This is a genomic window from Sphingomonas gilva, assembly GCF_003515075.1.
Lineage (GTDB): Bacteria > Pseudomonadota > Alphaproteobacteria > Sphingomonadales > Sphingomonadaceae > Sphingomonas > Sphingomonas gilva.
This window is the reverse complement of the sequence record NZ_QWLV01000005.1, coordinates 48,881-72,263: the sequence shown is the minus strand read 5'-3', so window position 1 is coordinate 72,263 and position 23,383 is coordinate 48,881. Positions and strand designations below refer to the sequence as shown.

General features: G+C 68.9%; 30 protein-coding genes. 7 read left to right on the top strand and 23 right to left on the bottom strand.

Features of this window, described 5'->3' with window-relative positions; all coding sequences use genetic code 11:
- Positions 1–219: 219 nt before the first annotated feature.
- The 10 genes from D1610_RS11520 to D1610_RS11475 are packed head-to-tail and all read right to left on the bottom strand — an operon-like array spanning position 220 to position 3,944.
- Positions 220–855, bottom strand: a complete 636-nt coding sequence (locus tag D1610_RS11520) for an HNH endonuclease (protein WP_118864338.1) — start codon at positions 853–855, stop codon at positions 220–222.
- Positions 852–1,091, bottom strand: coding sequence for a hypothetical protein (locus D1610_RS11515; protein ID WP_118864337.1), 240 nt, complete (start codon positions 1,089–1,091; stop codon positions 852–854). The genes D1610_RS11520 and D1610_RS11515 overlap by 4 nt, the downstream gene beginning before the upstream one ends.
- Positions 1,081–1,431 (bottom strand): hypothetical protein, encoded by a 351-nt coding sequence (locus D1610_RS11510; RefSeq protein WP_118864336.1) that lies wholly within the window; start codon positions 1,429–1,431, stop codon positions 1,081–1,083. The genes D1610_RS11515 and D1610_RS11510 overlap by 11 nt, the downstream gene beginning before the upstream one ends.
- Positions 1,428–1,721: a hypothetical protein gene (locus D1610_RS11505; RefSeq protein ID WP_147414321.1), complete on the bottom strand. Its 294-nt coding sequence runs from the start codon at positions 1,719–1,721 to the stop codon at positions 1,428–1,430. The genes D1610_RS11510 and D1610_RS11505 overlap by 4 nt, the downstream gene beginning before the upstream one ends.
- Positions 1,718–1,936 carry a hypothetical protein gene (locus tag D1610_RS11500; RefSeq protein WP_118864334.1) on the bottom strand — a complete coding sequence of 73 codons (219 nt, stop codon included), beginning with the start codon at positions 1,934–1,936 and terminating at the stop codon, positions 1,718–1,720. The genes D1610_RS11505 and D1610_RS11500 overlap by 4 nt, the downstream gene beginning before the upstream one ends.
- Positions 1,933–2,118 carry a hypothetical protein gene (locus D1610_RS11495; protein WP_118864333.1) on the bottom strand — a complete coding sequence of 62 codons (186 nt, stop codon included), beginning with the start codon at positions 2,116–2,118 and terminating at the stop codon, positions 1,933–1,935. The genes D1610_RS11500 and D1610_RS11495 overlap by 4 nt, the downstream gene beginning before the upstream one ends.
- An 11-nt stretch (positions 2,119–2,129) precedes the next feature.
- On the bottom strand, positions 2,130–2,321 hold the full coding sequence (locus tag D1610_RS11490) for a hypothetical protein (RefSeq protein ID WP_118864332.1): 192 nt from the start codon (positions 2,319–2,321) through the stop codon (positions 2,130–2,132).
- Complete coding sequence (locus tag D1610_RS11485; RefSeq protein WP_147414320.1) at positions 2,318–2,587, bottom strand: hypothetical protein; 270 nt, start codon at positions 2,585–2,587, stop codon at positions 2,318–2,320. Before D1610_RS11485 ends, D1610_RS11490 begins: the two co-directional genes overlap by 4 nt.
- Positions 2,584–3,690 (bottom strand): ParB N-terminal domain-containing protein, encoded by a 1,107-nt coding sequence (locus tag D1610_RS11480; protein ID WP_118864330.1) that lies wholly within the window; start codon positions 3,688–3,690, stop codon positions 2,584–2,586. The genes D1610_RS11485 and D1610_RS11480 overlap by 4 nt, the downstream gene beginning before the upstream one ends.
- Before the next feature lie 2 nt (positions 3,691–3,692).
- Positions 3,693–3,944 (bottom strand): hypothetical protein, encoded by a 252-nt coding sequence (locus tag D1610_RS11475; RefSeq protein ID WP_118864329.1) that lies wholly within the window; start codon positions 3,942–3,944, stop codon positions 3,693–3,695.
- A 110-nt stretch (positions 3,945–4,054) separates the two neighbouring features.
- Here D1610_RS11475 and D1610_RS11470 point away from each other — a divergent pair, with 110 nt between their 5' ends.
- Entirely contained in the window at positions 4,055–4,462 is a 408-nt protein-coding gene (locus D1610_RS11470; RefSeq protein ID WP_118864328.1) for a helix-turn-helix domain-containing protein, read from the top strand.
- 19 nt (positions 4,463–4,481) lie between these two features.
- On the opposite strand, the gene D1610_RS11465 is transcribed toward D1610_RS11470, so the two are convergent.
- The gene (locus D1610_RS11465; protein WP_118864327.1) at positions 4,482–4,859 is read right to left on the bottom strand and encodes a hypothetical protein; all 378 of its coding nucleotides are present in this window, start codon (positions 4,857–4,859) and stop codon (positions 4,482–4,484) included.
- Positions 4,860–5,128: 269 nt separating this feature from the next.
- Here D1610_RS11465 and D1610_RS16870 point away from each other — a divergent pair, with 269 nt between their 5' ends.
- From D1610_RS16870 to D1610_RS11455, 3 genes are read left to right on the top strand one after another with little or no spacing between them, the layout of a single operon-like run.
- On the top strand, positions 5,129–5,341 hold the full coding sequence (locus D1610_RS16870; protein WP_147414318.1) for a hypothetical protein: 213 nt from the start codon (positions 5,129–5,131) through the stop codon (positions 5,339–5,341).
- Positions 5,338–5,583, top strand: a complete 246-nt coding sequence (locus D1610_RS11460; RefSeq protein WP_118864326.1) for a helix-turn-helix domain-containing protein — start codon at positions 5,338–5,340, stop codon at positions 5,581–5,583. Before D1610_RS16870 ends, D1610_RS11460 begins: the two co-directional genes overlap by 4 nt.
- Positions 5,584–5,616: 33 nt before the next feature.
- A complete protein-coding gene (locus tag D1610_RS11455) occupies positions 5,617–5,907 on the top strand; it encodes a hypothetical protein (protein ID WP_118864325.1) in 291 nt (96 codons plus the stop codon).
- Positions 5,908–6,298: 391 nt separating this feature from the next.
- On the opposite strand, the gene D1610_RS11450 is transcribed toward D1610_RS11455, so the two are convergent.
- From D1610_RS11450 to D1610_RS11395, 12 genes are all read right to left on the bottom strand, one after another.
- Complete coding sequence (locus D1610_RS11450; protein WP_118864324.1) at positions 6,299–8,185, bottom strand: XrtA/PEP-CTERM system amidotransferase; 1,887 nt, start codon at positions 8,183–8,185, stop codon at positions 6,299–6,301.
- Positions 8,186–9,628 (bottom strand): exosortase A, encoded by a 1,443-nt coding sequence (gene xrtA, locus D1610_RS11445; protein WP_425453221.1) that lies wholly within the window; start codon positions 9,626–9,628, stop codon positions 8,186–8,188.
- A gap of 110 nt (positions 9,629–9,738) precedes the next feature.
- Positions 9,739–10,911 carry a TIGR03087 family PEP-CTERM/XrtA system glycosyltransferase gene (locus D1610_RS11440; protein ID WP_118864322.1) on the bottom strand — a complete coding sequence of 391 codons (1,173 nt, stop codon included), beginning with the start codon at positions 10,909–10,911 and terminating at the stop codon, positions 9,739–9,741.
- Positions 10,911–11,954 carry a FemAB family XrtA/PEP-CTERM system-associated protein gene (locus D1610_RS11435; protein ID WP_118864481.1) on the bottom strand — a complete coding sequence of 348 codons (1,044 nt, stop codon included), beginning with the start codon at positions 11,952–11,954 and terminating at the stop codon, positions 10,911–10,913. The genes D1610_RS11440 and D1610_RS11435 overlap by 1 nt, the downstream gene beginning before the upstream one ends.
- A 5-nt stretch (positions 11,955–11,959) precedes the next feature.
- The gene (locus tag D1610_RS11430) at positions 11,960–12,802 is read right to left on the bottom strand and encodes an XrtA system polysaccharide deacetylase (protein ID WP_118864321.1); all 843 of its coding nucleotides are present in this window, start codon (positions 12,800–12,802) and stop codon (positions 11,960–11,962) included.
- Between the two features lie 11 nt (positions 12,803–12,813).
- Positions 12,814–13,839: an ExeA family protein gene (locus D1610_RS11425; protein ID WP_118864320.1), complete on the bottom strand. Its 1,026-nt coding sequence runs from the start codon at positions 13,837–13,839 to the stop codon at positions 12,814–12,816.
- A gap of 13 nt (positions 13,840–13,852) precedes the next feature.
- Positions 13,853–15,454 (bottom strand): hypothetical protein, encoded by a 1,602-nt coding sequence (locus tag D1610_RS11420; protein ID WP_118864319.1) that lies wholly within the window; start codon positions 15,452–15,454, stop codon positions 13,853–13,855.
- Entirely contained in the window at positions 15,451–16,419 is a 969-nt protein-coding gene (locus D1610_RS11415) for a P-loop NTPase (RefSeq protein WP_118864480.1), read from the bottom strand. Before D1610_RS11415 ends, D1610_RS11420 begins: the two co-directional genes overlap by 4 nt.
- A gap of 10 nt (positions 16,420–16,429) precedes the next feature.
- Positions 16,430–17,965 (bottom strand): XrtA system polysaccharide chain length determinant, encoded by a 1,536-nt coding sequence (locus tag D1610_RS11410; protein WP_118864318.1) that lies wholly within the window; start codon positions 17,963–17,965, stop codon positions 16,430–16,432.
- A gap of 13 nt (positions 17,966–17,978) precedes the next feature.
- Positions 17,979–18,617 carry an XrtA/PEP-CTERM system exopolysaccharide export protein gene (locus D1610_RS11405; protein ID WP_118864317.1) on the bottom strand — a complete coding sequence of 213 codons (639 nt, stop codon included), beginning with the start codon at positions 18,615–18,617 and terminating at the stop codon, positions 17,979–17,981.
- Positions 18,618–18,725: 108 nt separating this feature from the next.
- Positions 18,726–19,937, bottom strand: coding sequence for a pyridoxal-dependent decarboxylase, exosortase A system-associated (locus D1610_RS11400; protein WP_118864316.1), 1,212 nt, complete (start codon positions 19,935–19,937; stop codon positions 18,726–18,728).
- Complete coding sequence (locus tag D1610_RS11395; protein ID WP_118864479.1) at positions 19,934–21,415, bottom strand: AMP-binding protein; 1,482 nt, start codon at positions 21,413–21,415, stop codon at positions 19,934–19,936. Before D1610_RS11395 ends, D1610_RS11400 begins: the two co-directional genes overlap by 4 nt.
- A gap of 134 nt (positions 21,416–21,549) precedes the next feature.
- Between D1610_RS11395 and D1610_RS11390 the strand changes: the two genes are divergently transcribed.
- Genes D1610_RS11390 through D1610_RS11380 form a run of 3 tightly spaced genes read left to right on the top strand, consistent with a single transcriptional unit; the run spans position 21,550 to position 23,290 of the window.
- A complete protein-coding gene (locus D1610_RS11390; protein WP_118864315.1) occupies positions 21,550–21,822 on the top strand; it encodes an acyl carrier protein in 273 nt (90 codons plus the stop codon).
- Positions 21,819–22,526, top strand: coding sequence for an alpha/beta hydrolase family protein (locus D1610_RS11385; RefSeq protein WP_118864314.1), 708 nt, complete (start codon positions 21,819–21,821; stop codon positions 22,524–22,526). Before D1610_RS11390 ends, D1610_RS11385 begins: the two co-directional genes overlap by 4 nt.
- Positions 22,511–23,290, top strand: a complete 780-nt coding sequence (locus tag D1610_RS11380) for a hydrolase 1, exosortase A system-associated (protein ID WP_118864313.1) — start codon at positions 22,511–22,513, stop codon at positions 23,288–23,290. Before D1610_RS11385 ends, D1610_RS11380 begins: the two co-directional genes overlap by 16 nt.
- Positions 23,291–23,383: the final 93 nt, after the last annotated feature.

Sequence of the window (23,383 nt, the reverse complement as noted above, 5' to 3'; positions counted from 1 at the left end):
TCGGTTGCGCCGCCGCGAGTCTCTGTCAGCGCGCATTTGAAATAGGTCTGGGAATAAGTGCGGCGTCGAAAATGCGCGCAGCTGCCGCATGTTTCGCCCTCTGGTCCCGATCCGGGCCGCAAGAAATATCCGCGTCCGAGCTTCGCGCTCCCGCGCTTGGGCGCAAATTCGTTGCGCTGGCCCCGGAGCGGCGCATCCAGCGCGGCCTGGATGCGGGGATCAACCGGCATCGCTGGCGCGCTCCTTGGCCGCGTGCTTCACCTTGGCCATCGCCAAAATGACGGGCTTCAACTCGTCGGGTGCGGAATCGTATGGCATCGTCCAGCGACCGGCGAGGCGCGGCAGCAAAGCTCGCGGAATCGCGGCCCAGTTTGACGGGTCGGTGTTGAGCCGGTTGGCGTCGAGGCATTTGAGGCACATGCCCCTGGGCAACGGGCCGTTCTGCTCTTCCCACCGGATCAGGTGGACGGCGCGCCACCGCGATTGCAGGGGCAAGCCGTCGTGGATTTTCCGCTCGACATAGCCCTCCTTGCTGAGGCGCTCGGTCCCGATCGGCTTGTACAGCGCGCGCGCCCGGCCGCTCATGCTGCCCTTCTTGAACTGAGTACGCGCGCTATTCGCGTTGAAGGGCATCGACTTGCCCTTGTTGCTAGGCGTCATCCCCGGCGCGAACTGGCCGGTTCGGCCCGTCTTCCACCCCTTCCGGCTGCAGAGCGCCTTGATATGATCGGGCGATACATCGTCGCGGCCGAAGAACATGACGAATAGCCGGTGCAGGTCGCGCCGCGACATCTCGCGGTTCTCCTCCAGCCACGTCAGCTCCTCGGCCGAATAATGGATCGCCCGACCTTTCACTCCTTCGGCCCCTCGATCATCGCGAGGTGCGGCTTGAAGCGATCGCCGTGATCCGCGAGCACCTTCACCGCCTGCAGCGTGAGCGCCGCGCCGCGCACGACCTGCTCGGACACCGCCACGATCGCATCGGCGCGCTTGACCTCGACCTCGATCTGCTCGGCGGTCAGCTCCTCGTCGGACAGCCGCTCAAGCTGCGCGAAAAGGTGATTGTTCAAGTCGATCAGCTTATTCTTCACGGAAGTGCTCCTCTCCTGAAAGGGTGGTGGAGAGCGGGGGATTCGAACCCCGCTGGCCGACGCCCAGCAGCGCCGGCTGATCGCCACGATCACGCCCCCCATCGAATCCTTTGCGCCGCGCGAGCGCGACCAGGTCGACCCCGGCGAACGGCGCGGCGAAGCCGCCCGACACCCACCAGCGGCCGTCGCCGGCGCTAGACACCGACACGCCATGGCTGCGCAGCCAGGTGATCGCGCTACACACCTTCTCAATGTCGCCCAGGCGGCTGGTGATCGGCGCGATTGCCGCGCCGGGCGCGCCGACGCGGATGCGTGGCGCGGGATGGCGAGCGTCAGTCATCTGCCCCCCCCCCCCCGGATTTTGCCGCCGAACGGCTCGCGGCCGTCATGCTCGGCATCTTCCTCCGGCTCGAAATCCGGGTCGCCATCGATTGCATCGAGTAAGCCGATCAGCTGCTCGATCGCCTGCTCGATTTCGGCGCGGCTGCGCGCGGGGCGATCGATGCGGCTGACGACGAGTGGCGAATCGCCGACCAGCGCGCCAACAAGCCCCGGCGACAGCGCCTCACGCGGCATGCGGAGGTTTGATTGGGGTGGACGTTTGCCGCGGAAGGGCACGACGCGGCTCATGCGTCGTCGTCCTTGTAGGGCAGCCGGATGTTCGGATGGCGCACCGGCGCCGCGACCGTGCCGCACCGCCGCGCCAGGCTATCGGTGGCCGCCTGCCACCGGTCCCGCGCGATGCGGTCGCGCGCTTCGTCCAGCGAGCAATTGTCGGCGAGCGCGCGCTGCATCTCGGCGCGATGCCTCGCCAGGCGGCGGACGGTGTCGGTGGCGGCGGTCACGACAGCCGTCCATGGAGAATCTGCGGTCGACGCCGCGATCCGACCGCGACCGAGAACTTGGCCTCCCAGCGCCCGTCATCGCCTTGCGACGCTGAGCAACCGACGAAGGTGCCGCCGGAGGCCTTTGCCACCGCAACGGCAGCGGCAACGGCCACATCCATCGCGATATCCTCGTCATGCATGGCTCCGCCCCTCACGCGATCCTCCCGCGCACGAGATTTTCGCTCGGGTCGGCGACGACGAACTCGCACGAGAAGCTGCCGCCGCGCTCCGCGATCGGCTCGACCGCGACGACGAAACCGTCGATCGCCTCGGCGAGCGCGCGCGCCGCCTTCTCGCCCACCTGGTGGGCCACGCCCACGGTGCGGAACACGCCGTCCGTCATGCCGCTTCTCCCGGAAATAGGGGCTGGAATTCGCGCGCGTCGATCAGGTCGCGCGCCTCGGCGACGGCCTCGCGGAACACCGCGAACTGGCCGGCGCGGAACGCATTGGGGATCGCCCGGCGCACCGCCTCGGGCAGAGACCAGTAATGGTCCGGGCAGAACACTTGGCCGCGCTGCACCGTGGCGCGGCACAAGGTCGCCGCACAGGCGCACTCGCGCACAGGCCGCATGTCGATCCGCCCATCGGCAAGGCGACCCGGCCTCACGCCGCCGCTCCCGGCATCGGCACCGCGCCTGTGTTGGCGACCATCAGCGCCATCTGCAGCTTGCCTTTCGCCGCCGCGATCTCCTCGTCCTCGACCGGCTCGCCGTCGCCCTGCAGGCGCAGCAGAAGGTCGAAGGCCGCTTCCATCGCCTCGACCATCTCGATCCGGTATCGGTCGTCCGGCCGGCTCTCATGGCTCTCGTCGATCAAGCGGTGACCGGCCGGCATCAGCCCGCGCAGCTGGAACAGCGCGCCCTTCTTCTCGGACAGGCCCATGCGCTGGAACGAGCCGATAAAGGCCGAAAGCCGCTTCGCCTCCGGGTCGACCGCCCGGTTGCTGCCGCGCACACGCGCCAGCGCGTCGGATACGCTCTTCGCGGGGGCACCCGAAAACAGCAGCTTGTCGACCACCTTTTCCTGTTCGCCTGCATCCAGCTTGGCGAGCGCGCGCAGCTGCGAGGCGTTGCTCAGGATCGGATGCCGCTCATCCCGCAGGCGGGCCACCAGTGAGGGGAGAAGACGGCGATGGAGGAGGAGGGAGCGCTCCACCGTGCTGGGTGAAAAGCCAAGCTCAGCAGCAACTTCATCGGTCAGGCCATATGCAACCGTCATAGTGACGTTTGCATCCTGCGCATCGGCCTTCAGGCTTTTCTGCCATCGAACCGCCGCAGACACCGCACGCCCATCGGCCTGCGGATCGATACCCGCGCGCCGCTTGTGGATCGCCACCGCTTCGGCAACGAAGGCCGCGCGATCGAGCGGATCGAGGTCGCGCCGCCAGAGGTTTTCCGAAACCTCGCGCATTCGCCGATCATCGCGGTTGGCGCTGACGATCTCGGCGCGCAGATATTGGATGTCGACCAGCTCCGCGCCGGCGTGGCGATGGCCGCCTGTAACCAGCGTCCAACGCGTTGCTCCGGGAAGGCGGCAAATCTCGATCGGCGTGCGCTGACCTTCGCGCAGCATGACCTGGCCGAGCGCTTCCGCCCAAACCGGATCGATATCGCGCATCCTGTCGCCACGATCGACTTGATCGGTGCGAACAAGGACGAAGTCCTGCAGCGTGTCCGCTTCAAGGTTTGTGAGGTCAGGGGCGGTCGGCATGTCTATTCACCTGCCTCATTTGGACGGTGAACCGGGGCCGGCGCGCTGCTACAATCCAAAGAGTTGGATTCGGAGACCTGCTCTTGAAGAACCCTTTCGACCGCCTCGGCCGTGGGGCCGCTCGTGCGGCCGCGGAACAGGTCGCTTACCGACCTCTTCGCGAGATTTTCGGCCTCGTAGAACGCGTTGAGCGAGCCGTACTTCTTGCGGATCGCCGATTTTACGTCCTCGCGGTGCATCGTCTTGAGCAGCATGATCGAAAGTCCAACTCGTTGGGCCGACGAGTTGGATATGCACAACCATCTGTGATTCGACAAGCCATGAAGTGCGTTTGGCTTGTCTTGCTCTCTCCGAGGGTGTTCGCATGACCCTGCAGGCGGTTGGCCAGCGCCTCCGAGCAGAGCGGGTGCGGCTGGGGGTGGATCAGACCGAGTTCGCCAAATGGGGCGGGGTATCGAAGAACAGCCAAGGCTCTTACGAGGCAGGCCGGACGCCGCCCACGGTTGAGTATTTGCTATGGGTGGGGGAACACGGCGTCGATATCGGCTATGTCCTCACCGGCGAACGCGCGAACGGCAGCCTCGGAGCCGAGGAGCGGCTGTTCCAGGATATGCTGGGAAAGTTGAGCGCGCGCGAGCGGGAGGCGGTCATGACGATGTTGATGATCCTGACCGGCAACACCGTACCGGTCGGCGACCTGAAGGCCGGCGGAGGCGCCTTGGCCACCCTCCATGACCCAGCGACGTCCTTCCGGCACCAGTCCAATGAGTAGAAGGCTCCCGTCCTCCTTCTCATGGCGATTTTGCGCTCTTGCCGCCGTCAGTCTTGTAGCCGCCTGCGGCAACGCCGACGAGCGCCGCGCACCCGAGCCTCCTGCGCTCAACGTTACCGTGGCCGAGCTGGAGCGCGATGAAGTGGCTGCGTTCGACCTGGACGAGGTCGACGCTCGTGATCTCATCGAGCAGCTTGGCCGACCTTGGGCGGCGGGCGTTCTCGGTGATCCCGAGGAAGACGGCTTTACGGGCGGTTACAGCAGGATGGTTGCCGCGCAAGCGGGTTCCGCTGTGATCTTCACGCTCCCTGACGGTCGCGTCTGGCAGCTGCGCATTGGTGCCGGTATCGCCGACCGGTGCGGAGAGCCAGCGCAGATAGCACGCATTGCTGGTCAAGTGCTTGACGCGGTAGCGCCGGCTGCAAAGTTGTCGACAGAGCAGGTCCAATCCCTCGCTCACGCGGGCGGACGGCCCTATCGCGTTGATCTCCCCGGCGTCCGGCTCATCGGCTCCGGCGCGTGCGTCCGCTTGCTGACCATCAAGGCCATCTAGCACTACGGCTCTTCGGTTGTTGGAGGTGCGATTAGCCTGAGCTATAACGTTCGAGCCGGGCGGGTGGTCTAGACCCGCACCGGCTCTGACCACAACGATCATGGAGGATCGAAATGGCTGACGAAATCCTAACTCCAGTCGAACTGCGCCGCCAAGCCGCATTGCGGGAAATGGATCGCTTCGCCGAGAGGTACGAAACGACCGATCGCAACTGGCGCGAGGTCGACGAGGGGGATCGTATCGCGCTTGTAGGTACGACTGACGATGGTCGTCGCTTCTGGGTCGGCTATACCAAAGAAACGGACAGGGAGCGCTTGGACCGATGACCGGTGTGCGGGCGGAGATGTTTGGCGAGCGCATTCGCACGCGTGCGGCGGAGCTTGGCTGGGGCCTTTCGGACCTGAGTAGAGAGAGCGGAACAAAAAAGGCGACGCTGCAGAATTTCTGGGAGGGCAGGCTTTGCCGCGCCGACGTCCTGTTTCCGCTCGCGGATGCGCTCGGGGTCAGCCCGCGCTGGCTCGCCACGGGGGAGGGCGAGGTTGCTCCTGCCGTCTGGCGTCAATATTGACATCCCGCGATTCGATGTTCTCCAATCGTTCTCATGCACATTGTCGACCATGACGAACTTCGGATGCGCATTGGCATCCAGCTCAAGATGCTCGCGGGCCATCAGCAGCGTGAGCTTGGCCTGAAAGGCGAGCGGACGGCGAACGACGCCGCCGCGCAGATCGTGGCGCGCGTCTTCAGCGGAACGGTCACCGTCCGGCCCGACCTGGTGGAGGGAGAGCATCGCCCAGGCGTCTTTGGCCTCGACGAGCCCCATCCGTTTCCCGATCTCGTCGATGACGAAAAAACGGTCCCAGTTCCGCGCGATCCCGCTTCGCGGCTTTGAGCCCTCCTTGGCCCTCGATCGCCCGGAAATCCGCGCCGAATCGAAACTGGGACCCCGCCGCGCGAACTGGGACCCCCTTGGTCCCACTTCCGCATGGCCGCCGGCGCAGCGGGGACGCCGCGGCCGCCTTCTCATTGGTCGCTTAACTGGCGCTTTTCCGCCCCTAAGAGGCGCTTGACGGGCCGGCCGGCTTGACGCCGCCGACTCTAGTCGCTCTTGTCGCAGCGATGTCTAATCCGCCCCCGACTCTAGACACAGCCGCGAGGCCGATTTTTTGCAACACCCCTCCGGAGAGGCCCGGAAATGCGCCCTTTATCCCGCGTAATCCCGCCTGGTCCCGGTCAATCCCGCCCACTCCGGAATGAAGTGTCAACTATCAGCGGGGGAGGATTTAGGGGAACAGCCGCACCAGGCTTCGATCGAGCATCGCCAGCTGCCACAGCGTGCGGCCATGCTCCGCGCGGCCGGCGCGGTGATCGGCGGCGAGGCGCTCGATCGCCGGCATGTCGAACCAGCCGGTATCGGCCAGCGTGGGGGAGCGCGCGAGGCGCTGCGCCTCGTCGGCCAGTGGGCCGCGGAACCATGCGCTGACGGGCGTGACGAAGCCCATCTTCCGCCGGTGGAGGATATCGTCGGGCAGATGGCGGCGGAGCGCGCGCTTCATCAGCCACTTCCCCTCGCCGCGCCTGAGCCGCATCGACGCGGGCAGGCTGGCGCAGAACTGGACGAGCTCGTGATCGAGCAGCGGCTCGCGCGCCTCCAGGCTCACATCCATGCTGGTGCGATCGACCTTGGTCAGGATGTCGCCGGGCAGCCAGTGCTTGATATCGGCATATTGCGCACGGTCGATCGCGTCGCGCGCGGGCGCGTCGCGCATCGCGTCGACATAGCGCTCCTCCGCCCGGTGCCCGCCGAGCGCGCGCCTGGCCGCGTCGGAGAACAGACGGCCGCGGATGGCGGGCGTGGTGACGCCGACCGAGCGGGCATAGGCCTCCGCCCCGTCATCGGCGAGCGCGAGCAGGGTGGTCTTGAAACGCAGCGGGCGCGGCGCCCAATCCGCCTTGGGCCATAGCCGTCCCAGTCCGCCGAACAGCGGGCGGCGGAGCGCGGACGGGATGAGACTCCGCGCACGTTCCTCGGCCGCCTGGAACTTGTAGCGGCGATATCCGGCCAGCGCCTCGTCCGCGCCGTCGCCCGACAGCGCCACCGTCACCGTTTCGCGGGCGAGCGCGCAGACCTGCCAGGTGGCGAGCGCCGAGGCGTCGGCGAACGGCTCGTCGAACGCGGCGGCGAGCCGGCCGATAAGGTCGAAATCGTCCGAGGCGACCGTTCGCGCGCGGTGATCGGTGGCGAAGCGCTGGGCGATCTGCGCGGCATAGGCGCTCTCGTCGTGATCCGTTTCGTTGAAACCGATGGTGCAGGTCTTGACCGCCTGCCCGCTCGCCTCCGCCATCAGCGCGACCACGGCCGAGCTGTCGACGCCGCCCGAGAGGAACGCGCCGAGCGGCACGTCCGACACCATGCGCGACGTCACCGCCGCGCGCATCCGCTGGAGCAGCTCGTCGGCGAGATCGGCGGCGGAGCCCCTGGCGCGCCGCGAAAAATCGATATCCCACCATTGGCGCGGCACCGTCAGCGGCTTGCCGCGCCGGAGGGGCAGGAAATGGCCGGCGGGCAGCTTGTGCACGCCGGTAATCAGGCAGGCGTCGTCGGGCACATAGCCCAGCGCCATGAAATCCTCGACCGCGCGGATATCGGGCTCGCGCCGCAGCAGAGGATGCGCCAGCAACCCCTTCAATTCGGACGCGAAGGCAATGCTGCCGTCGGTCAGCTGGGCATAATGGAGCGGCTTCACGCCGAAGCGGTCACGCGCGAGGAACAGCGTCTGCGCGGTCCCGTCCCACAGCGCGAAGGCGAACATGCCGGTCAGGCGATCGAGCAGCCCCTCGCCCCATTTGCGCCAGCCGTGGAGCAGCACCTCGGTGTCGCCATCGGTTCTGAACATCGCGCCCGTGGCGGCAAGTTCGGCGCGCAGCGCCTTGTAATTGTAAATTTCGCCATTGTAGCTGACGACCAGATCGCCGTCCTGCATCGGCTGCGGCGATCCGGCGACGTCGATGATCGAGAGGCGGCGATGCGCGAGGCCGATGCCGGGCGCGGTCCACACCCCCGCCCCGTCCGGCCCGCGATGCGCCATCGCATCGGCCATCGCGACGAGGCGCGCGGGATCGACGGGCTTGGGCGTGGCGGGATGGAAGATTCCCGCGATGCCGCACATCTAGAGAATGCCCTCAATGGGGCCGAGGTCGCGCAGGAAACGGTCGATCGCCGCGCGATCGGTGCCGGAGACGGTCACCGCCACCGCCCGCGGATCGCTGCCGAGCAGCCGCGCCTTCATCGTCTCCAGCTTCACCCGCGTCTCGCTGCCCGTCATTTGCCCGCCGACGCGATAGAAGGTCAGAACCTCGCGCACCACCCCGCCGGGGCCGGTGATCCGCTCGGCGCGGGCGTGCGGCGCACCGGGCGCGGCGCTGGTCCAGATCCAGCGGCTGCCGGGGCCGATCGCGCCCTGGCCAAAGCCGACCAGCTCTCGCCCCTCGTCCTGCCGGGCATAGGCGGCGATGGCGAGCTCGACCTGCGCGCCCGACGCATCGACGTAGCTGCCCATCAGGCGCAGATCGGCGCCGGCATAATGCGGCGCCCAGGGCTCGCCCGCCGGTGCGGTACGCCGCCAGCCGGGGACGGCGGGGAGGTCGATATGGGTGACGGCGGCGGATCGCGCGGCGGTGACGCGGCTCCAGATGAATGGCGTCGCGACAAGGCCGACGACCAGCGCAAGCGCCAGTACCGGCTTCAGCGTGGCGGCGGATGGAGCGAAGCGCGCCGGATCGATCGCGATCTCGCCCGGCGCGCGGTCGAAGAAGCGCCACGCCGTCGCGACGACCAGCGCCATCACCGCGGCGAAGAAAAACCAGCCATAGACGACGTGATCGAACCCCGCGGCGGTGTCGATATCGGTCAGCCAGGCGAGCCAGATGGTCGCGAAGGCGCGGATGCCGTTGGCGATCACCGGCATGGCGAGCGCGAAGACGAGGAACGCGGCGCGCCGCCGCCAGCTTCGAAAGCAGAGATGCGCCGCGAGCACCGCGAAGGCCGCCATCGCCAGCACGAAATTGGCGCCCGCGCAGGCCTCCGCCACCTCGAAATAGCCGTTCGGGATGCGGATCAGCACGCCGTCCATCGTTGCGGGAACGCCGAACAGGTGGAGCAGCGCCATGCACATCTCCGCCGTGAGCATCTGCAGCGGCTGGACGAGGAAATCGCCGAAGGGAACGAGGAACAGCGCATAGGCGAGCGGGAAGAAGAGAGCGCGAGCGATGTGCGGCCCGAGCAGCATCACCACGGCGCCCTGCAGCATCAGCACCAGGGCGAGATGGCGCACGAGCGCGACCCCCGCCGCCTCGCCGAGCAGCCAGGCCAGGCCGCCCGCCCCGACCAGCGCGAGCGCCGGCCACCAGGCGCGCGGGGCAATCTCCGCCAGCGCCTGCCGCCGCTGCCACACCAGCCAGACGAGGATCGGCGGGACGAACAGCAGGTGTCCGAAGTTCGAATCGTTCCACCAGATCGCCGCCATGTCCACGGTGTCGCGGCGGAACAGCGCGAGGATGGCGAGCCACGCGGCGGCGAGGTGCGCGAGCGGTTTGCGCCAGGCGGGGACGATCGCAAGCTCCCCTCCCTGGAAAGGGAGGGGCTGGGGGTGGGTCGACGCCACGGACGCCGGCGCCAGCGGAGAGGAACTCACCCCCGCCCCCTCCCCTTCAGGGAAGGGAGTCATGGCGCCGGCTCCATCAGCGCATCGAGCGGAGCCAGCCGCGCATCCCAGCCGTAGCGCGCGATCACTTGCGCGCGGGCGGCCTTTCCCAGCGCGGCGGCTGTATCTGGATCGGCGAGCAGATCGAGCACCGCCCTCGCCTGCCCGCGCGCCTCTGCCACGCGGATCGTGCCGTCATGGTCGATTCCTTCGGCCGCTTGCGGCGAGGCGACCACCGGGCGGGCCATCGCCATCGCCTCGAGCACCTTGTTCTGGACGCCGCGCGCCAGCGTGAGCGGCGCGACCACGACGTCGGCGGCGGCGAGCCAGGGGCGGACATCGGGCACCTCGCCGGTGACGATCACGCCGTCCTGCGCGGCGAGCGCGCGAACGGCGGGGGCCGGTTCACGGCCGACGATGGCGAAATGCGCGCCCGGATGGCCGATGCGGATCACCGGCAGCACGTTCTGCGCGAAGGCGGCGACCGCATCGATATTTGGCCGGTAGTCCATCTGCCCGGTGAACACGATCAGCGGGTGCGGCGCGTTCTCGGCCGGGATGGCGGGATCATAGCGATCGGTGTCGATGCCGTTCTCGACCGCATGGATGCGCGCGCCGACCGCCCGGCTGCGGAACAGCGCGGCTTCCGCTTCGCTGACGAACAGGCTCGCTTCGGCGCGTCGCGCGACCCCCGCGTCGTGCGCGAGCAGCAGGCGCGCCTCGCGGCGCATCATCCAGCGCATGGGGCCGCGTGCGGTGTCGGCATAGGCGGCGAATTTGGCCGAATCCATGTCGACGAAATCCATCACGATGGGGCCCGAGAACGCGTCGACATAATGCGCCATCTGGCTGGAGAAGACGAAGGCGGTGGTGATGTCCTGCGCGGCGATGGCGTCATCGACGGCACGCTGCAGCGCGGGCGAATCGAACGCGGCGAGCGAGACGGGGCGGCCGGTGGCGATCGCCTCCAGCGCGGCGCGGACCCGGCCCTTGGTGCGGCGGACGAGCGCGACGCCGGCGGTGAACGGCGCGAGGCCTTCGCGCACCACCGTCTCGTCCTCGCCCTCGATGAAGGCGGCGAGGTGCACCCGCCAGCGCTGCGCCAGATGCCTGAGCAGGTGATAGGAGCGGATCTTGTCGCCCCGATCTGGCGGAAAGGGCGCGCGGTGGGCGAGGAACAGGAGGTCGCGCATCAGCCCAGCCCGCGCGCGATGAGCGGCCCCAGCCGGTTGGCGACGGGCAGCGGCAGGCGCTTCCACAGCTCCACCTTGGCGCGGTTCTTCGGATCGAGCGGGTTGATCGCGCGCGGCGCGGCGCCGTTCGCGGTGCGCGTGGCGTAGGACAGCGGCGCGCCATCGAAACTCCAGTTCTTCTTGAATGCCGCCGCGCCGGTGCCCGCCTTCGACCGGCCGAAATCGAAGCGGGCGCAGCCCCGCGCGCGGGCGTGGCACATCAGGGCGTAGTACATGCGGTCGTTCGCCCGCAGCGTCCGCGCCATAGCTGTGCCGCCGCCCCAATAGGGATGGACGACCCCCCGGAAATAGAGGCTGAGCACGCTCGCCACCGGAGCGCCTTCATGGCGGACGGTCAGAATGTCCGCATCCTGGCCGAACCGATCGAGCACCGCGTCGAACAGCGCGCTTGGGAACACCGGGGTGCCGAGATTGCGGACGCTTTCGGCATAGACGCGGTAGTGCGCGGCGCGATCGCCGATATCGACGGTCAGGCCGTTTTCGAGGCTGCGGCGCACTTCGGCGCGCTGCTTGCGCGGGATGGCGAGCAGCTGGGCCTCGTCATCCGCCGCCAGATCGCGGGCAAAGCCGAGATAGGTGGTGTCGTCGCGCCGCCAGCCCTCCCCCGGCGCGGGGCCCCCGCGCAGCTCGAGCGTCGGACAGGACAGCCGCTCGGCCAGCGTCCATGCGTCAGCCGCGAGCGCGCGCGCCGCCTTGGCGTGATCAGCGAGGATGCCGCCGCCGACCGCGAAGCCGTTCGACACCAGGGCGCGGCCGAACAGGGGCGAGTGCACCTCGGTCAGCGGCAACACGCCGCGAATGCCGCTTTGATCGCGAGCGATCAGGCAATGCGCGCGCTGGCCGCAGCCTTGGGCGACACCCAGCGACCAGGCGCTGAGATGGAACGGGGTCGCATCCGGGTGTGCGCGGACATAGGCGTCGATCACCTCGGCATCGTACGCCCAATCCGCCGGCGAGATCGTCACCGGCCCGTCGACCGGCATCGCGGTCACGGCGTGCGCGCCGCCTCGCGCGCGGCGATCGCGTCGGTGCGGTCCCATTCATACTGCCGCATCAGGCGGGACAGCTTGCCGGACATCGCCGACAAGCGGCTGTAATGACGTAGCTTGGATTTGATCGGCGCATTCGCCACGCGCGGCTGGCCGGGATCGATCTCCCAAGGGTGGAAGTAGAACACCGCCGGGCGGCCTTCGTCCGCGACCTGATCGATCGCCCAGCTGGAAAAGCGATAGGGCAGCAGCCGGAAGAAGCCGCCCCCGCCCGCCGCGAGCGTGCGCCCGCCCAGCCGCGCCGTCGTCACCGGCAATTCGATCAGATCGGCGTCGGCCACCGGCCGGAAGGCGAAGCGCGGCGCTTCGGGCCAGCCATAATGATCGTGCTTCACCGGCGCGACGCTGGAGGAATAGGCATAGCCTTCCTCGGCGAGGATCTGGTGGGCCCAGGGCGTGCGCGCATCGATCGAGAAGCTGGGCGCGCGGTAGCCGGTGACCTCTTGACCGGACACGTCTTCGAGCACCTTGCGTGCCAGGCGGATATCGTCGCGGAACTCGTCCGGTGTCATGGTGAACACGCGCAGGTGATCCCAGCCATGACTGGCGATCTCATGCCCCTCGCCCACCGCGCGCCGGATGATCGCGGGATAGCGCTCCGCCACCCAGCCGAGGGTGAACAGCGTCGCCTTCACCCCGGCGCTGGCGAAGAGATCGAGCACGGCATGGCCGTTCGCCTCGACGCGGTGCTCGCAGGCGTCCCAATCGGCCCGGTCGATCACGCGCTCGAACGCGCCGACCTGGAACCAGTCCTCGACATCGACCGACAGCGCGTGGCGCACCGGACTTCCCTTCAGGCGGTTTCGCGCAATCGTGCTGCGGCGGGGCTGTCCGCCTCGACCCAATCGACCAGCAGCTGCAACACCCGTCGCAGCGCCGCGTCCTGATCCTCCAGCCGGGCTTCGAGCTCGGCGATGCGTCGTTCGAGGAGCGGGTCCGCGTCAGCGGCGGGCACGGGATCGGGGGCGAGGTGGAGGCGGGTCGGCTGGACCGGCGCGCGGGCAGGCGCGTCGCCGGCCTGATCGGCCACGACCGTGTCGATCACGTCCTTGTCGAGCACGTCGATGCCCTCGACCGAGCCGTAGAGCATCGCGCGGCTGGCGAGCTGGTTGATCACGCGCGGAATGCCGCCCGAGGCGCGGTAGAGCGCCGAGCAGGCATCGGTGGTGAAATCGGGCCGCCCCTTCCAGCCGACCCGGGCGAGACGGTGCGCCAGATAGGGCTCGATCTCCTCGGCCTCCATCGGCTCGAGATGGTGCGTCGCGATCACGCGCTGGCGCAACTGCTCGCACTCCGCGCCGGTGTGCAGCCGCTCGCGGAACTCGGGCTGGCCGAGCAGCACGATCTGCAGCAGCGCATGGCCGCCCGCGGTGAAGTTGGAGAGCATGCGCAGCTCCTCGATCGCCGAGGCGCCGAGGCTCTGCGCCTCGTCGACGATCAGCAGCGTCCGCCGCCCGCCGCGCGCGACGGCGTGCAACCGCCGCTCGATCTCCGCCAGCAATTGCGCCTTGGCGAGGCCATGGGTCTCAACGCCGAGCGCCTGTGCGGTCAGGCGGAGCATGTCCTCATCCTCCACCTGGGTCGAGACCAGGCGGATCGGGTTGAGCGCGTCGCGGTCGATCGTCTCCAAGAGATGCGCGACGAGCGTGGTCTTGCCCGCGCCGACCTCTCCGGTGACGACGATGAAGCCTTCGCCCTGCGCCAGGCCATAGCCCAGATAGGCCATCGCCTTGCGGTGCGTGGCGCTGTCGAACCAGAATGCCGGATCGGGCGTCAGCTGGAAAGGCTTTGCCGACAATCCATAATGATCTTCGTACATTGCGGCCTTCCCTTTAGAAGTTATAGCGCATGCCGAGGCGCGCGGAAGCGACGGTGCTGTCTTCGAACCCATCCTGCTCGAAGCTCTGGATGCCGAGCGATCCGAGCGCATCGAAGCGGCCGAAGCTGTAATTGTAGGTGCCGACCGCGCCGGTCGAGAACACGTCCGACTGGGCGAAGTTGCTGCCGTACCAGGTGGCGTAGAACTGACCGTCGACCGACGAGTTCGGGCTCAGGCGGCGATCGACATAGGCCTGGAGGTAGGCGCTTTCGTCCTCGACCCCGAATACGGTGACGCCGGGGCCGAGATCGGGCGCATAATAGTCGCGGTGCGCATAGCCAGCGCCGACGCCGTAGCTCCATAGGCCATGGCCCGAGGAGAGCACCGCATCGATGCCGCGCACGCGGTAGTTGGCGGTCGAGATCGCGGCGAGCGCGTTGGTCAGGCAGCCGCCCGCCTGGCCTTCGCCGGTGCCGAATACGCAACCTGAGAAACCGCCCGTAAAGCTGTTGTTCGCACTGCGAAATCGGGTCGGCAGGCCGGCGAGGTCGTCGGTCAGGCGGCGGCCGAAGCTGTCGACGCTGTCATAAACGCCGATCTGCAGCGCGGTGCGCCGCCCCGCCTGCCATTGCAGCGATCCGGTGAAGCTGAAGCTGCCGTAACGCTCGCCGACCCGCGCCTCCAGGCTGGTGCGTGGCGACGGGCGCCACATCACGCCGACATCCCAGTAGAGCGCGTCCTCGGCATAGGCGACGAGGCGCGGACTGCCGGGATCGGTGACGAAGCGGCCATCGTCGTCGATCACGGGATCGCCGTCCTCGTCGAGCAGCGGCGCCTTTTGCGAGACGTCGATCTGTTCCCAGCCGACGCCGCCGACCGCGGCCAGCGCCGGGCTGAGCGGAACCACGACATCGCCGCGGGCGAACCAGCCTTCGTACCGCGCGTCGAGCTGGCCGGCGTCCTCGCGCGTATAGGCGCCGGAGATAGTCCAGCCGAACGGCAGATCGCTGCCGCGGCTGCCCATTCCGATGGAGCCCTGGGCGACATGGATCGTCGCATCGTCGTAATAATCGACGCCTGGCTCGATCGCGTCGGGCGCCTCGACCTTGGTGTAGGCGAAGCGATAGCCCGCCGAGACGTCGAGATTGCCGTAGCGCTCGGCGAAGCTCGGCCCGGCATAGAGCGCGTAGAGATTGGTGACGTCGTCGCGCGGGGCGATGTCGAAGGGCGTCTGCCCGCCGATGCCCGAGCGGACGCGTGTGGCGAGCGCCCCGCCCTCGATCGTCAGCGACCGGCCGACGCCGACGGCGGCGCGCGCCAGACCCGAATGCACCTCGTCATCGCCGAAATCGTCGTTCCAGGCGATGCGGCGCTCATAGCGATAGCTGACCTGGCCCTCGACATTCTTGCGCTGGATCGAAGCGTCTATGCCGGCGGCGAGCTCGGTATAGGTCAGCACCTCGTCGTCGGGCGACAGCTCGGCGACGACGACCTGGCCAACCTCGATATAGGGCGCGACATCGACCACCCCGCGCGATTCGGGCGGCGTTTCCTGCGCGTGCGCAGGCATCGCGGCGAGCGCAGCCATGCCGGCAAGAACCCAGCGCATCTTCATGATCCATATCCGTAATATGTGCCGAAGCGCTTGCCGCCGGGGGCGAAGCGCGCGCCGTTCAACAGCAATTGCAGATCGTCGCAGCCGTCGAGCAGCATCACCGCCTCGCGCAGCTCGCTCTCATTGGTGCGATCGGCGCGGACGACCATGACGACATGGCCGACCTGATGGGCGAGCGTCGAGGCGGGCGAAGCGGCGAGCGCGGGCGGCGAATCGAAGATCAGGATGCGGCGCGGATCGGCCGCCTGCAGATCGTCGAGCAGCGCGGCGGTGCGATCCGACGCGAGCAGCTCGGTATCGTCATGGCTGCGCGTGCCGGCGGAGAGCACCGAAAGCTGCGGAACATCGGTGCGGATGACCGCCGATTCGATGTCTATCGCGGGATCGGCGAGCGCATCGAGCAGGCCGATACCGGCGTCGAGGCCGAGCATCACCGGAACCTCCGCCTTGGCGAAATCGGCGTCGACCAGCAGGATCTCGACGTCCTTCTCCGCCGCCATCGACAGCGCGAGGTTGACCGCGCAGAAGCTCTTGCCCTCACCCGGCTGCGCCGAGCAGATCAGGATGCGCCGCGCCTTGGCGTCGCCGCGCGCGGCGAGCATCAGCTGCCGCTTGACGATGCGGAATTCCTCGGCGAGGCCGGTGACCGGCGCGCCGGGGAGGATCAGCCCCTGTTCGATCAGCCGATCGCGATCGATCGTGCCGGTGCGGTTGGCCGCGCGGCGGCGGGGTGGAGGTGCAGAGAAGCTGCCAGCAATATCCTGTCGCCCCTGCGGAGGCAGGGGCCCATCTGCGCTCCCCTCGGCCGCCGGAGCGTGCCGCACGCCCGGATGGGCCCCTGCCTTCGCAGGGGCGACAGGGAAGATGTCGGACGGAATCGCGACCTTCGCAGGCGCGAATGCGAAACGATCGGCGGCGCGTTCGAGCAGCGATCCGGTGAGGCGGCGGGGCGTGGCGTCGTTCATGTCCATTCCCTCACGCGACCAGGCTGCGCTGGACGAATTCGACGATGAGCAGCAGCGCGCAGGCGCCGCCCAATGCCCCGGCGCCGCCGGCGAACAGCTTCAGCTGCTTCAGCCGCGCGGCGCGATGGGCGGCAGTGACCACCTCGGTCACCGCGCCCAGCACCGGGAGACCGGTCGCCTTGGCGAGGCGCGGCGCGGTGGCGAAGCTCGCCTTGAGCTGTCCCATGCCGAACGCCGCCGCGGCGCCGCCGCCGAGACCCAGCACCAGCACCGCGATCAGGAACAGCGGGCGGTTGGGCGCGGACGGCGCCGCCGGCGCCATCGGCGGATCGATCACGCGGAAGCGGACCGCGTCGGTCTCCGTCCGTGCGCGGCCGCGCAGGCGGATCTCCTCGCGATCGGCGAGCATCTCGTCATATTGCGCCTTGAGCACCGCATAATCGCGGCCGATGCGCTCCATCTCCGCCGCCACGCCGGGATTGGCCGCCTGGCGCGAGAGCATCTGGGAGATTTCGGTGCTGAGCTGGGTCTTGCGCGCGGTGGCGGCGGCGACGGCCGCCTGGCGATCGGCCTGCATCGACCGGAGCGACAGGTACATCGGGTTGGGGCTGCCGTAGCTCGCCCCGCTGCGCGCCTCCGCCACGGCGGCGGCGCGCGCGGCGGCGAGCTGGCCGTTCAACGCGACGACATCGGGATGGGCGTCGGTCCAGCCCTTGGACCGCGCATCGGCAAGCTGCCCCTCGATCGCCGACAGGCGCGCGCGCGCCGGGCCGACCCCGCCGACGCCGGGCGTGGCGATGGTCTGCGGCGTGGTCGCCAGCTGCGCGTTGACCGACGAGAGCGAGCTTTGCGCCGACACCAGCTGCGATTCGATGTCCGAAAGCTCACGGCGCGCGGCGGCGATGCGGTCCATCACCGATCCCTCGCCCGGGAGCAGGCCCATATAGCGCTGCTCGAACTCGGCGCGCTTGCGCTCCGCCTCGCTCAGCTGGCGCTGGCGGTCGGCGAGCTGGCCGTCGAGGAATTCGAGGGTCTGGCGGGTCTGGGTGCGGTCGCCGGTCAGATTCTCCTCGACGAAGATATCGATCAGCTTCTGGACGATATCGCGGCTGAGCTTGGCGGTATCGGCATCGGACAGCGCGCCGCTGGAGACGGTCGCGCTGATCTCGAACAGGTTTTCCTGCTGCGCGGTGATCTTGATCTGCTTCTGCAAGCCGGCGACGCGCGACGCGACGTCGCGGTCGCTGGCGACGGTGTCGGCGAGCGCGGTGCCGCGGACGACCTTCTCCAGGTTGACCGCGCTGGTCAGCGTCTGGCGGACGCGGTCGATCTCGCGCTGCTGGTCGCCGGCCGAAACGCCGATCTTCGCCGGCAGCAGCGATTGCAGCTGGACGAACACCCGCGCCTTCGATTCATAGCTGTTGGGGATCAGCGCCACCACCAGCCAGCCGAGCAGGCACAGCGCCCAGGCGACCGCGAGCGCGAACCAGCGCCGCATCCACACGGTGTGCAGCGCCAGCCGCAGTTCCTCGTAGAGACCGTTCATATGTGCTCCGGCCTCAGAACATGCTTTCGGGGATGATGATCACGTCGCCGGGCATCAGCCGGACATTGGCGTCGACCTCGCCGCGCTTGACCAGATCGTTGATGCGGAGCGCGAACTCGGTCTGCTTGCCGGTGTCGCGATCGTAGCGGACCAGCCGCGCCTTGTTGCCCGCGGCGAATTCCGACATGCCGCCGACCGCGATCATCGCGTCGAGCAGCGTCATGTTGGCGCGGTAGGGCAGCGAGGCGGGCTTGTCGGTCGCGCCGACGATGCGGACCTGTTGGCTGTAGGTGCCGGCGAAGCTGTTGACGATCACCGAGACCAGCGGATCCTTGATATATTCGCTGAGCGCGACGCGGATGTCCTCCGACAGCTGCTTGGGCGTCTTGCCCACCGCCGGCATGTCGGTGATGAGCGGCGTGGTGATGCGGCCGTCGGGACGCACCTGGATCTTCGCGCCCAGCTCCGGATTGCGCCAGACGAACACGGTCAGCTCGTCGAGCGGGCCGATCACATAGCTTTCGCTGGGCGCCTCCGCCTGCGAGACGAAGGCGGCGGGCGGCAGCTGCGGGCCGCTGGAGCCGCCGCATCCGCTCAATGCGAGCGCCGCCGCGCTTCCCAGAAAGAGGATGGAGGTCTTATCCGCACGCATTTTCGAACACCCTTCGCTTGTGCGCCACCTTGGGGAAGACGGCCGCAGATTGGCGTCAGGCTATGCGGGGAAGAGGTGAAGATAGCGTTAGGACAGCGGACGTTGGCGTCAATCCAGCACGCGTTCCCGCGCTGGGACATGTCCCAGAAAGGCACTGGGGCTGGCGGTGACGCCATAGGCGCCGGCCATGAATATGGCGATGACGTCGTTAACCTCGGCACGCGGCAGCTCGACGCGGTCGCCCAGACGATCGAGCGGGGTGCAGAGGCAGCCGACGACGTTGACCACCTCGGTTTCGTCGCCCATCCCGCTCGCCAGCGCCAATGGATAATTGCGCCTGACCACGGTGCCGAAATTGCCGCTGGCGGCGAGCTGGTGGTGCAAACCGCCGTCGGTGATCAGGAAAGTCTCGCCATTGCTGACCTTCTTGTCGAGGATGCGGGTGAGATAGACCCCGGCCTCGCCGACCAGCCAGCGGCCGAGCTCGATGGCGAAGGCGGTTCGCGGGCTGCTCGGCAGCGTGTCCTTCAACGCCGCGCCGACGGCCGCGAGATCGACCGGCTGCTCGCCGGGGAAATAGGGGATGCCGAAGCCGCCGCCGAGATTGACCAGCGGCGCCGGACGGCCGACCGCTTCGGCCAGGCGCCGCGCCAGCGCGAGCGTCTGCGCCTGGGTCTCGACGATCGCTCCGGCGTCGAGCGCCTGCGATCCGGCGAAGATGTGCAGGCCGCGCCAGTCGCCGGCCCCGGCGTCGATCTCTGCGACCAGCGGCGCGACCTCGGCTGCGTCCATGCCGAACGGGCTCGCCCGGCCGCCCATGCGCATGCCCGATCCGCGCAGCTCGAAATCGGGGTTGACCCGGATCGCGAGCTGCGGCCGGACGCCCAGCCGCTTGCCGATGACGAGCGCGCGCCGGCCCTCCGCCGGGCTTTCGAGGTTGAGCGTCACGCCCGCGCGGATCGCCGCCTCCAGCTCATCGTCGCGCTTGCCGGGGCCGGCGAAGCTGATCCGTTCCGGAGCCATTACCGCGAGCGCCATCGCCATTTCGCCCGCCGAGGCGACATCGAGCCCGTCGACGAGCGGCGCGGTCGCCGCGAGCAGATCGGGATGCGGATTGGCCTTGATGGCGTAATGCAGCGCGAGCTCGGCGGGCATGGCGTCACGAAAGCGCGCGATGCGATCGCGGACGATGGCCATATCGTAAACGAACAGCGGCGTGTCCCCGGCGCGCGCGATCAGCGCCTCGGCGGTCTGGCCGCCGATCAAGAGCTTGCCGCCATCCCAGCGGTAATCGGCCGGCACCGCGCCCATCGGCTTCATGGTGCGATCTCCGCCTTGATGGCCGTGCGGTCGAGCTTGCCGTTGGCGTTGCGCGGCAGGCTTTCGCGCCAGACGTAGCGCTGCGGCTGCATGAAGGCGGGCAGATCGCGGCGCAGCCGGGCGCGCAGATTGTCCTCGCGCGCGGGATCGCCGGCCAGCGCGACGACCACCGCCTGGCCCAGCCGCTCGTCGGGGATGCCGAAGGCGGCGGCTTCGCGGGCTTCTCCACCGGCCATGACCGCTTCCTCTATTTCGTTGGGACTCATGCGATTGCCGGCTGACTTTATCATCTCGTCGTCGCGGCCGACGAAGCGCAGCCAGCCGTCGGGCCCGCGCCGCACCGTATCCCCCGACCACGCCGCCATCCCGCCGCTTTTCGACCAGACCGGCGCGGGGCGGAAGCGCTTGGCGGTGCGCTCGGGATCGCGCCAATAGCCCTGCGCGACCAGCGGGCCGGCATGGACGAGCTCGCCCTGCTCCGCCTCGGCCCCGTCGGGCCCGACGACCATGACCTCGGCGAAGGGGATCGCCCCGCCGATCGAATCGGGGTGCGCATCGATCAGCGCGGGATCGAGATAGGTCGAGCGGAACGCCTCGGTGAGGCCGTACATCGCGTAGATGTCCGTATCGGGCATCAGCGCGCGCAGCTTGCGCACCAGACCGGGCGTCAAGGCGCCGCCGGTGTTGGTGATACGGCGCAGGCGGTGCGGCGGCCATTCGGTATCGGCCAGCTGCATCCAGAGCGGCGGGACGCCGGCGAGCGTCGTGATGTCATGCCGCACGATCGCCTTGGCGACGTCGCGCGGCGTGAGATAGTCGAGCGGGATGTACGCCGCCCCCGCCGCCCAGGTGGAGAAGAGCTGGTTCTGCCCGTAATCGAAGCTCAATGGCATGACGCCGAGCACGCGGTCGTCGGCGGCGAGCTTCAGATAATGCGCGACGCTGATCGCCCCGAGCCACAGATTGGCGTGGCTGAGCATCACGCCCTTGGGCTGACCGGTGGAGCCCGAAGTGTAGAGGATCGCGACCAGATCGTCGGTGTCGGCGGACGATGGCGGCAAGCCGGTCTCCGGCGGATCGATCGCATCCTCGAACGCCGGCCGCGCCGATGCGAGGTCGCCATCCTCCAGCGTCGCGGCGCGCGCCTGCGCCGTCACCAGCAGTTCCGCGCCGCTATCGGCCAGGATGTGCGCCACCTGCGCACGCTTGAGGGCGGGATTGACCGGGACATGCACCAGTCCCGCGCGCGCCGCGGCGATCGGCATGAGGCAGGCGGTGCGCGTCTTGGGCAGCCAGGTCGCGACGCGCGCGCCCTTCGCCAGCCCCTGCCCCGCCAGCCATGCGGCGAGCCGGCCGGTCTCACGCTCCAGCCCGGCATGGTCGAGCGCGCCGGCCTTGTCGATCAGCGCCGCGCCGCGCCGCGCGCCGAGCAGGGCGATATGATCGAGCGGCCGGGGCGTGGGATCGAGTGGCGTCATCGGCATCGCTTCTAGAGGCAGGAAAGCGCCCCTTGCCAGCGAATTGCCCAAGACCCGGTTAACCGGCCGGGCCTTGTGACGCGCGCGCCCATTCTCTATCGGCGGCGGACCGGCATCGGCCAAGGGGATCGGTTTTGCTGCCCGAAGGAAGCGAAGAGGTTGAAGACGCGGTGCGCAGCGTGCTGCGCGACGTGCTGGGAATTTCGCAGGAGCGCGTCGACGCGTTCGCGGCGACGACACCGCTGTTCGGCGCGCTTCCCGAGCTCGATTCGATGGCGGTCGCGGGCGTGCTGACCGAGCTCGAGGACCGGCTGGGCATCATCATCGAGGACGACGAGGTCGATGGCGAGATGCTCGAGACGTTCGGCGCACTCTCCCGCTTCGCGATGGCGAAGGCGTTGGGGTGACGTCGCACTATGACTGGCGCGGCGGACGCGAGGCGATGATGCGCTTCGGTCTCGCCGATGCGCCGGTCGTGGTGATCGCGCCGCCGCCGTTCGAGGAGGCCAACCGCCTGCGCGCGCTGATGGCGACGGTGGCGAGAGGGCTGGCTCGCCAGGGACTTGCCGCGGTCATCCCGGATTTGCCGGGAACCGGAGAGAGCCTGACCGACATCGCCGCGACGCGGCTTGCGGACTGGCGTGACGCCTTTGCCGCGGCGAACGAGGCCGCGGGACCCGTTCGCCTGATAGCGAGCGTGCGTGCGGGCGCGCTGTTCGACGGCGGTCAGGGCGCCGTCGGCCATTGGCGCCTCACGCCGCAGGACGGGTCGCGGCTGCTGCGCGAGCTTGTCCGCACGCGGATCGCCGGGCTGCGTGAGGACGGGCGTGAGGCGAGTTCCGCCACGCTGACCGAAATCGCGCGGAACGATGGGATCGAGCTGTCGGGCCACTGGTTCACGCCCGCGCTGTTCGGCGATCTGGAGGAAGCGGCGCCCCTTCCCGCCCATCCGCTCCGCACCGTGCGGCTCGACGGCGATGCGCAGCCCGCGGATCATCGGCTGGCGGCCGCGCCGCTTTGGCGTCGCGCCGAACCGGGCAATGATCTTGAGCTGGCGCAGCTGGTTGCCGACGATATCGCCGATTGGATGCGAACATGCCTCGGCGGGTGATCACCTTTCCTTGCGAGGGCGCGACGCTGTTCGGCACGCTCGACGAAGCGTCGGGCCGCACCGGACTGCTGATCGTCTCGGGCGGCAACGAAATCCGCATCGGCGCGCATCGCGGCATGGCGTGGCTCGCCGCGCAGATCGCCGCCGCCGGCTATCCGGTGCTGCGTTACGACCGGCGCGGGATCGGCGACAGCGAGGGAGACAATGGCGGGTTCGAGGGCGCCGGCCCCGATCTTGGGGCGGCGCTGGCAGCCTTTCGCGAGCATGGCGTCGACCGGGTCATCGGCTTCGGCAATTGCGACGCGGCGAGCCTGCTGGCGCTGGATGGCCGCGCGCTCGACGGGTTGATCCTCGCCAACCCCTGGGTGATCGAGGCGATGGACGATCTGCCCGCTCCCGCGGCGATCCGCGCGCGCTACGCCCAGCGGCTGCGCGATCCGGCCGAATGGCGGCGGCTGCTGACCGGCGGGGTCGACCTGGGCAAGCTGGCGCGCGGCCTCGGGCGGATGCTGCCGGGCAAGGACGCCGGCGGTCTCGCCCAAAGGATCGCCGGTGGGCTGCGCGGGTTCGGTGGCCCGATCACGCTGCTGCTGGCCGAGCGCGACAACACCGCGATCGCCTTTGCCGACGCATGGCGCGGCAAGGCGTTCGACGCGGTTCGCGACCGTGCCAGGATCGAGCGGCTGCCGAGCGCCTCGCACAGCTTCGCCAGCGCCGAGGACCAGCTGTGGCTGCGCGAAAAGGTGCTGGCGGCACTAGTTTAATCGCAACCCGATCCAGTTCGTCGCCCCCGCGGAAGCAGGGCCTATCCACGATCGGGTTCGAGATCGACCATGTGCGGGTCTATCAGGCGCCCC

Bases quoted from the DNA above. Each gene is read 5' to 3' on its own strand.
- D1610_RS11510 (WP_118864336.1), bottom strand. From the start codon at position 1,431: ATGACTGACGCTCGCCATCCCGCGCCACGCATCCGCGTCGGCGCGCCC.
- D1610_RS11490 (WP_118864332.1), bottom strand. From the start codon at position 2,321: ATGACGGACGGCGTGTTCCGCACCGTGGGCGTGGCCCACCAGGTGGGC.
- D1610_RS11415 (WP_118864480.1), bottom strand. From the start codon at position 16,419: ATGAACGACGCCACGCCCCGCCGCCTCACCGGATCGCTGCTCGAACGC.
- D1610_RS11455 (WP_118864325.1), top strand. From the start codon at position 5,617: ATGCACATTGTCGACCATGACGAACTTCGGATGCGCATTGGCATCCAG.
- D1610_RS11425 (WP_118864320.1), bottom strand. From the start codon at position 13,839: ATGTACGAAGATCATTATGGATTGTCGGCAAAGCCTTTCCAGCTGACG.
- D1610_RS16870 (WP_147414318.1), top strand. From the start codon at position 5,129: ATGGCTGACGAAATCCTAACTCCAGTCGAACTGCGCCGCCAAGCCGCA.
- D1610_RS11440 (WP_118864322.1), bottom strand. From the start codon at position 10,911: ATGCGCGACCTCCTGTTCCTCGCCCACCGCGCGCCCTTTCCGCCAGAT.
- D1610_RS11495 (WP_118864333.1), bottom strand. From the start codon at position 2,118: ATGCATGACGAGGATATCGCGATGGATGTGGCCGTTGCCGCTGCCGTT.
- D1610_RS11505 (WP_147414321.1), bottom strand. From the start codon at position 1,721: ATGAGCCGCGTCGTGCCCTTCCGCGGCAAACGTCCACCCCAATCAAAC.
- D1610_RS11420 (WP_118864319.1), bottom strand. From the start codon at position 15,454: ATGAAGATGCGCTGGGTTCTTGCCGGCATGGCTGCGCTCGCCGCGATG.
- D1610_RS11395 (WP_118864479.1), bottom strand. From the start codon at position 21,415: ATGACGCCACTCGATCCCACGCCCCGGCCGCTCGATCATATCGCCCTG.
- D1610_RS11480 (WP_118864330.1), bottom strand. From the start codon at position 3,690: ATGCCGACCGCCCCTGACCTCACAAACCTTGAAGCGGACACGCTGCAG.
- D1610_RS11475 (WP_118864329.1), bottom strand. From the start codon at position 3,944: ATGCTGCTCAAGACGATGCACCGCGAGGACGTAAAATCGGCGATCCGC.
- D1610_RS11380 (WP_118864313.1), top strand. From the start codon at position 22,511: ATGCCTCGGCGGGTGATCACCTTTCCTTGCGAGGGCGCGACGCTGTTC.
- D1610_RS11450 (WP_118864324.1), bottom strand. From the start codon at position 8,185: ATGTGCGGCATCGCGGGAATCTTCCATCCCGCCACGCCCAAGCCCGTC.
- D1610_RS11470 (WP_118864328.1), top strand. From the start codon at position 4,055: ATGACCCTGCAGGCGGTTGGCCAGCGCCTCCGAGCAGAGCGGGTGCGG.
- D1610_RS11400 (WP_118864316.1), bottom strand. From the start codon at position 19,937: ATGAAGCCGATGGGCGCGGTGCCGGCCGATTACCGCTGGGATGGCGGC.
- D1610_RS11460 (WP_118864326.1), top strand. From the start codon at position 5,338: ATGACCGGTGTGCGGGCGGAGATGTTTGGCGAGCGCATTCGCACGCGT.
- D1610_RS11435 (WP_118864481.1), bottom strand. From the start codon at position 11,954: ATGCCGGTCGACGGGCCGGTGACGATCTCGCCGGCGGATTGGGCGTAC.
- D1610_RS11405 (WP_118864317.1), bottom strand. From the start codon at position 18,617: ATGCGTGCGGATAAGACCTCCATCCTCTTTCTGGGAAGCGCGGCGGCG.
- D1610_RS11410 (WP_118864318.1), bottom strand. From the start codon at position 17,965: ATGAACGGTCTCTACGAGGAACTGCGGCTGGCGCTGCACACCGTGTGG.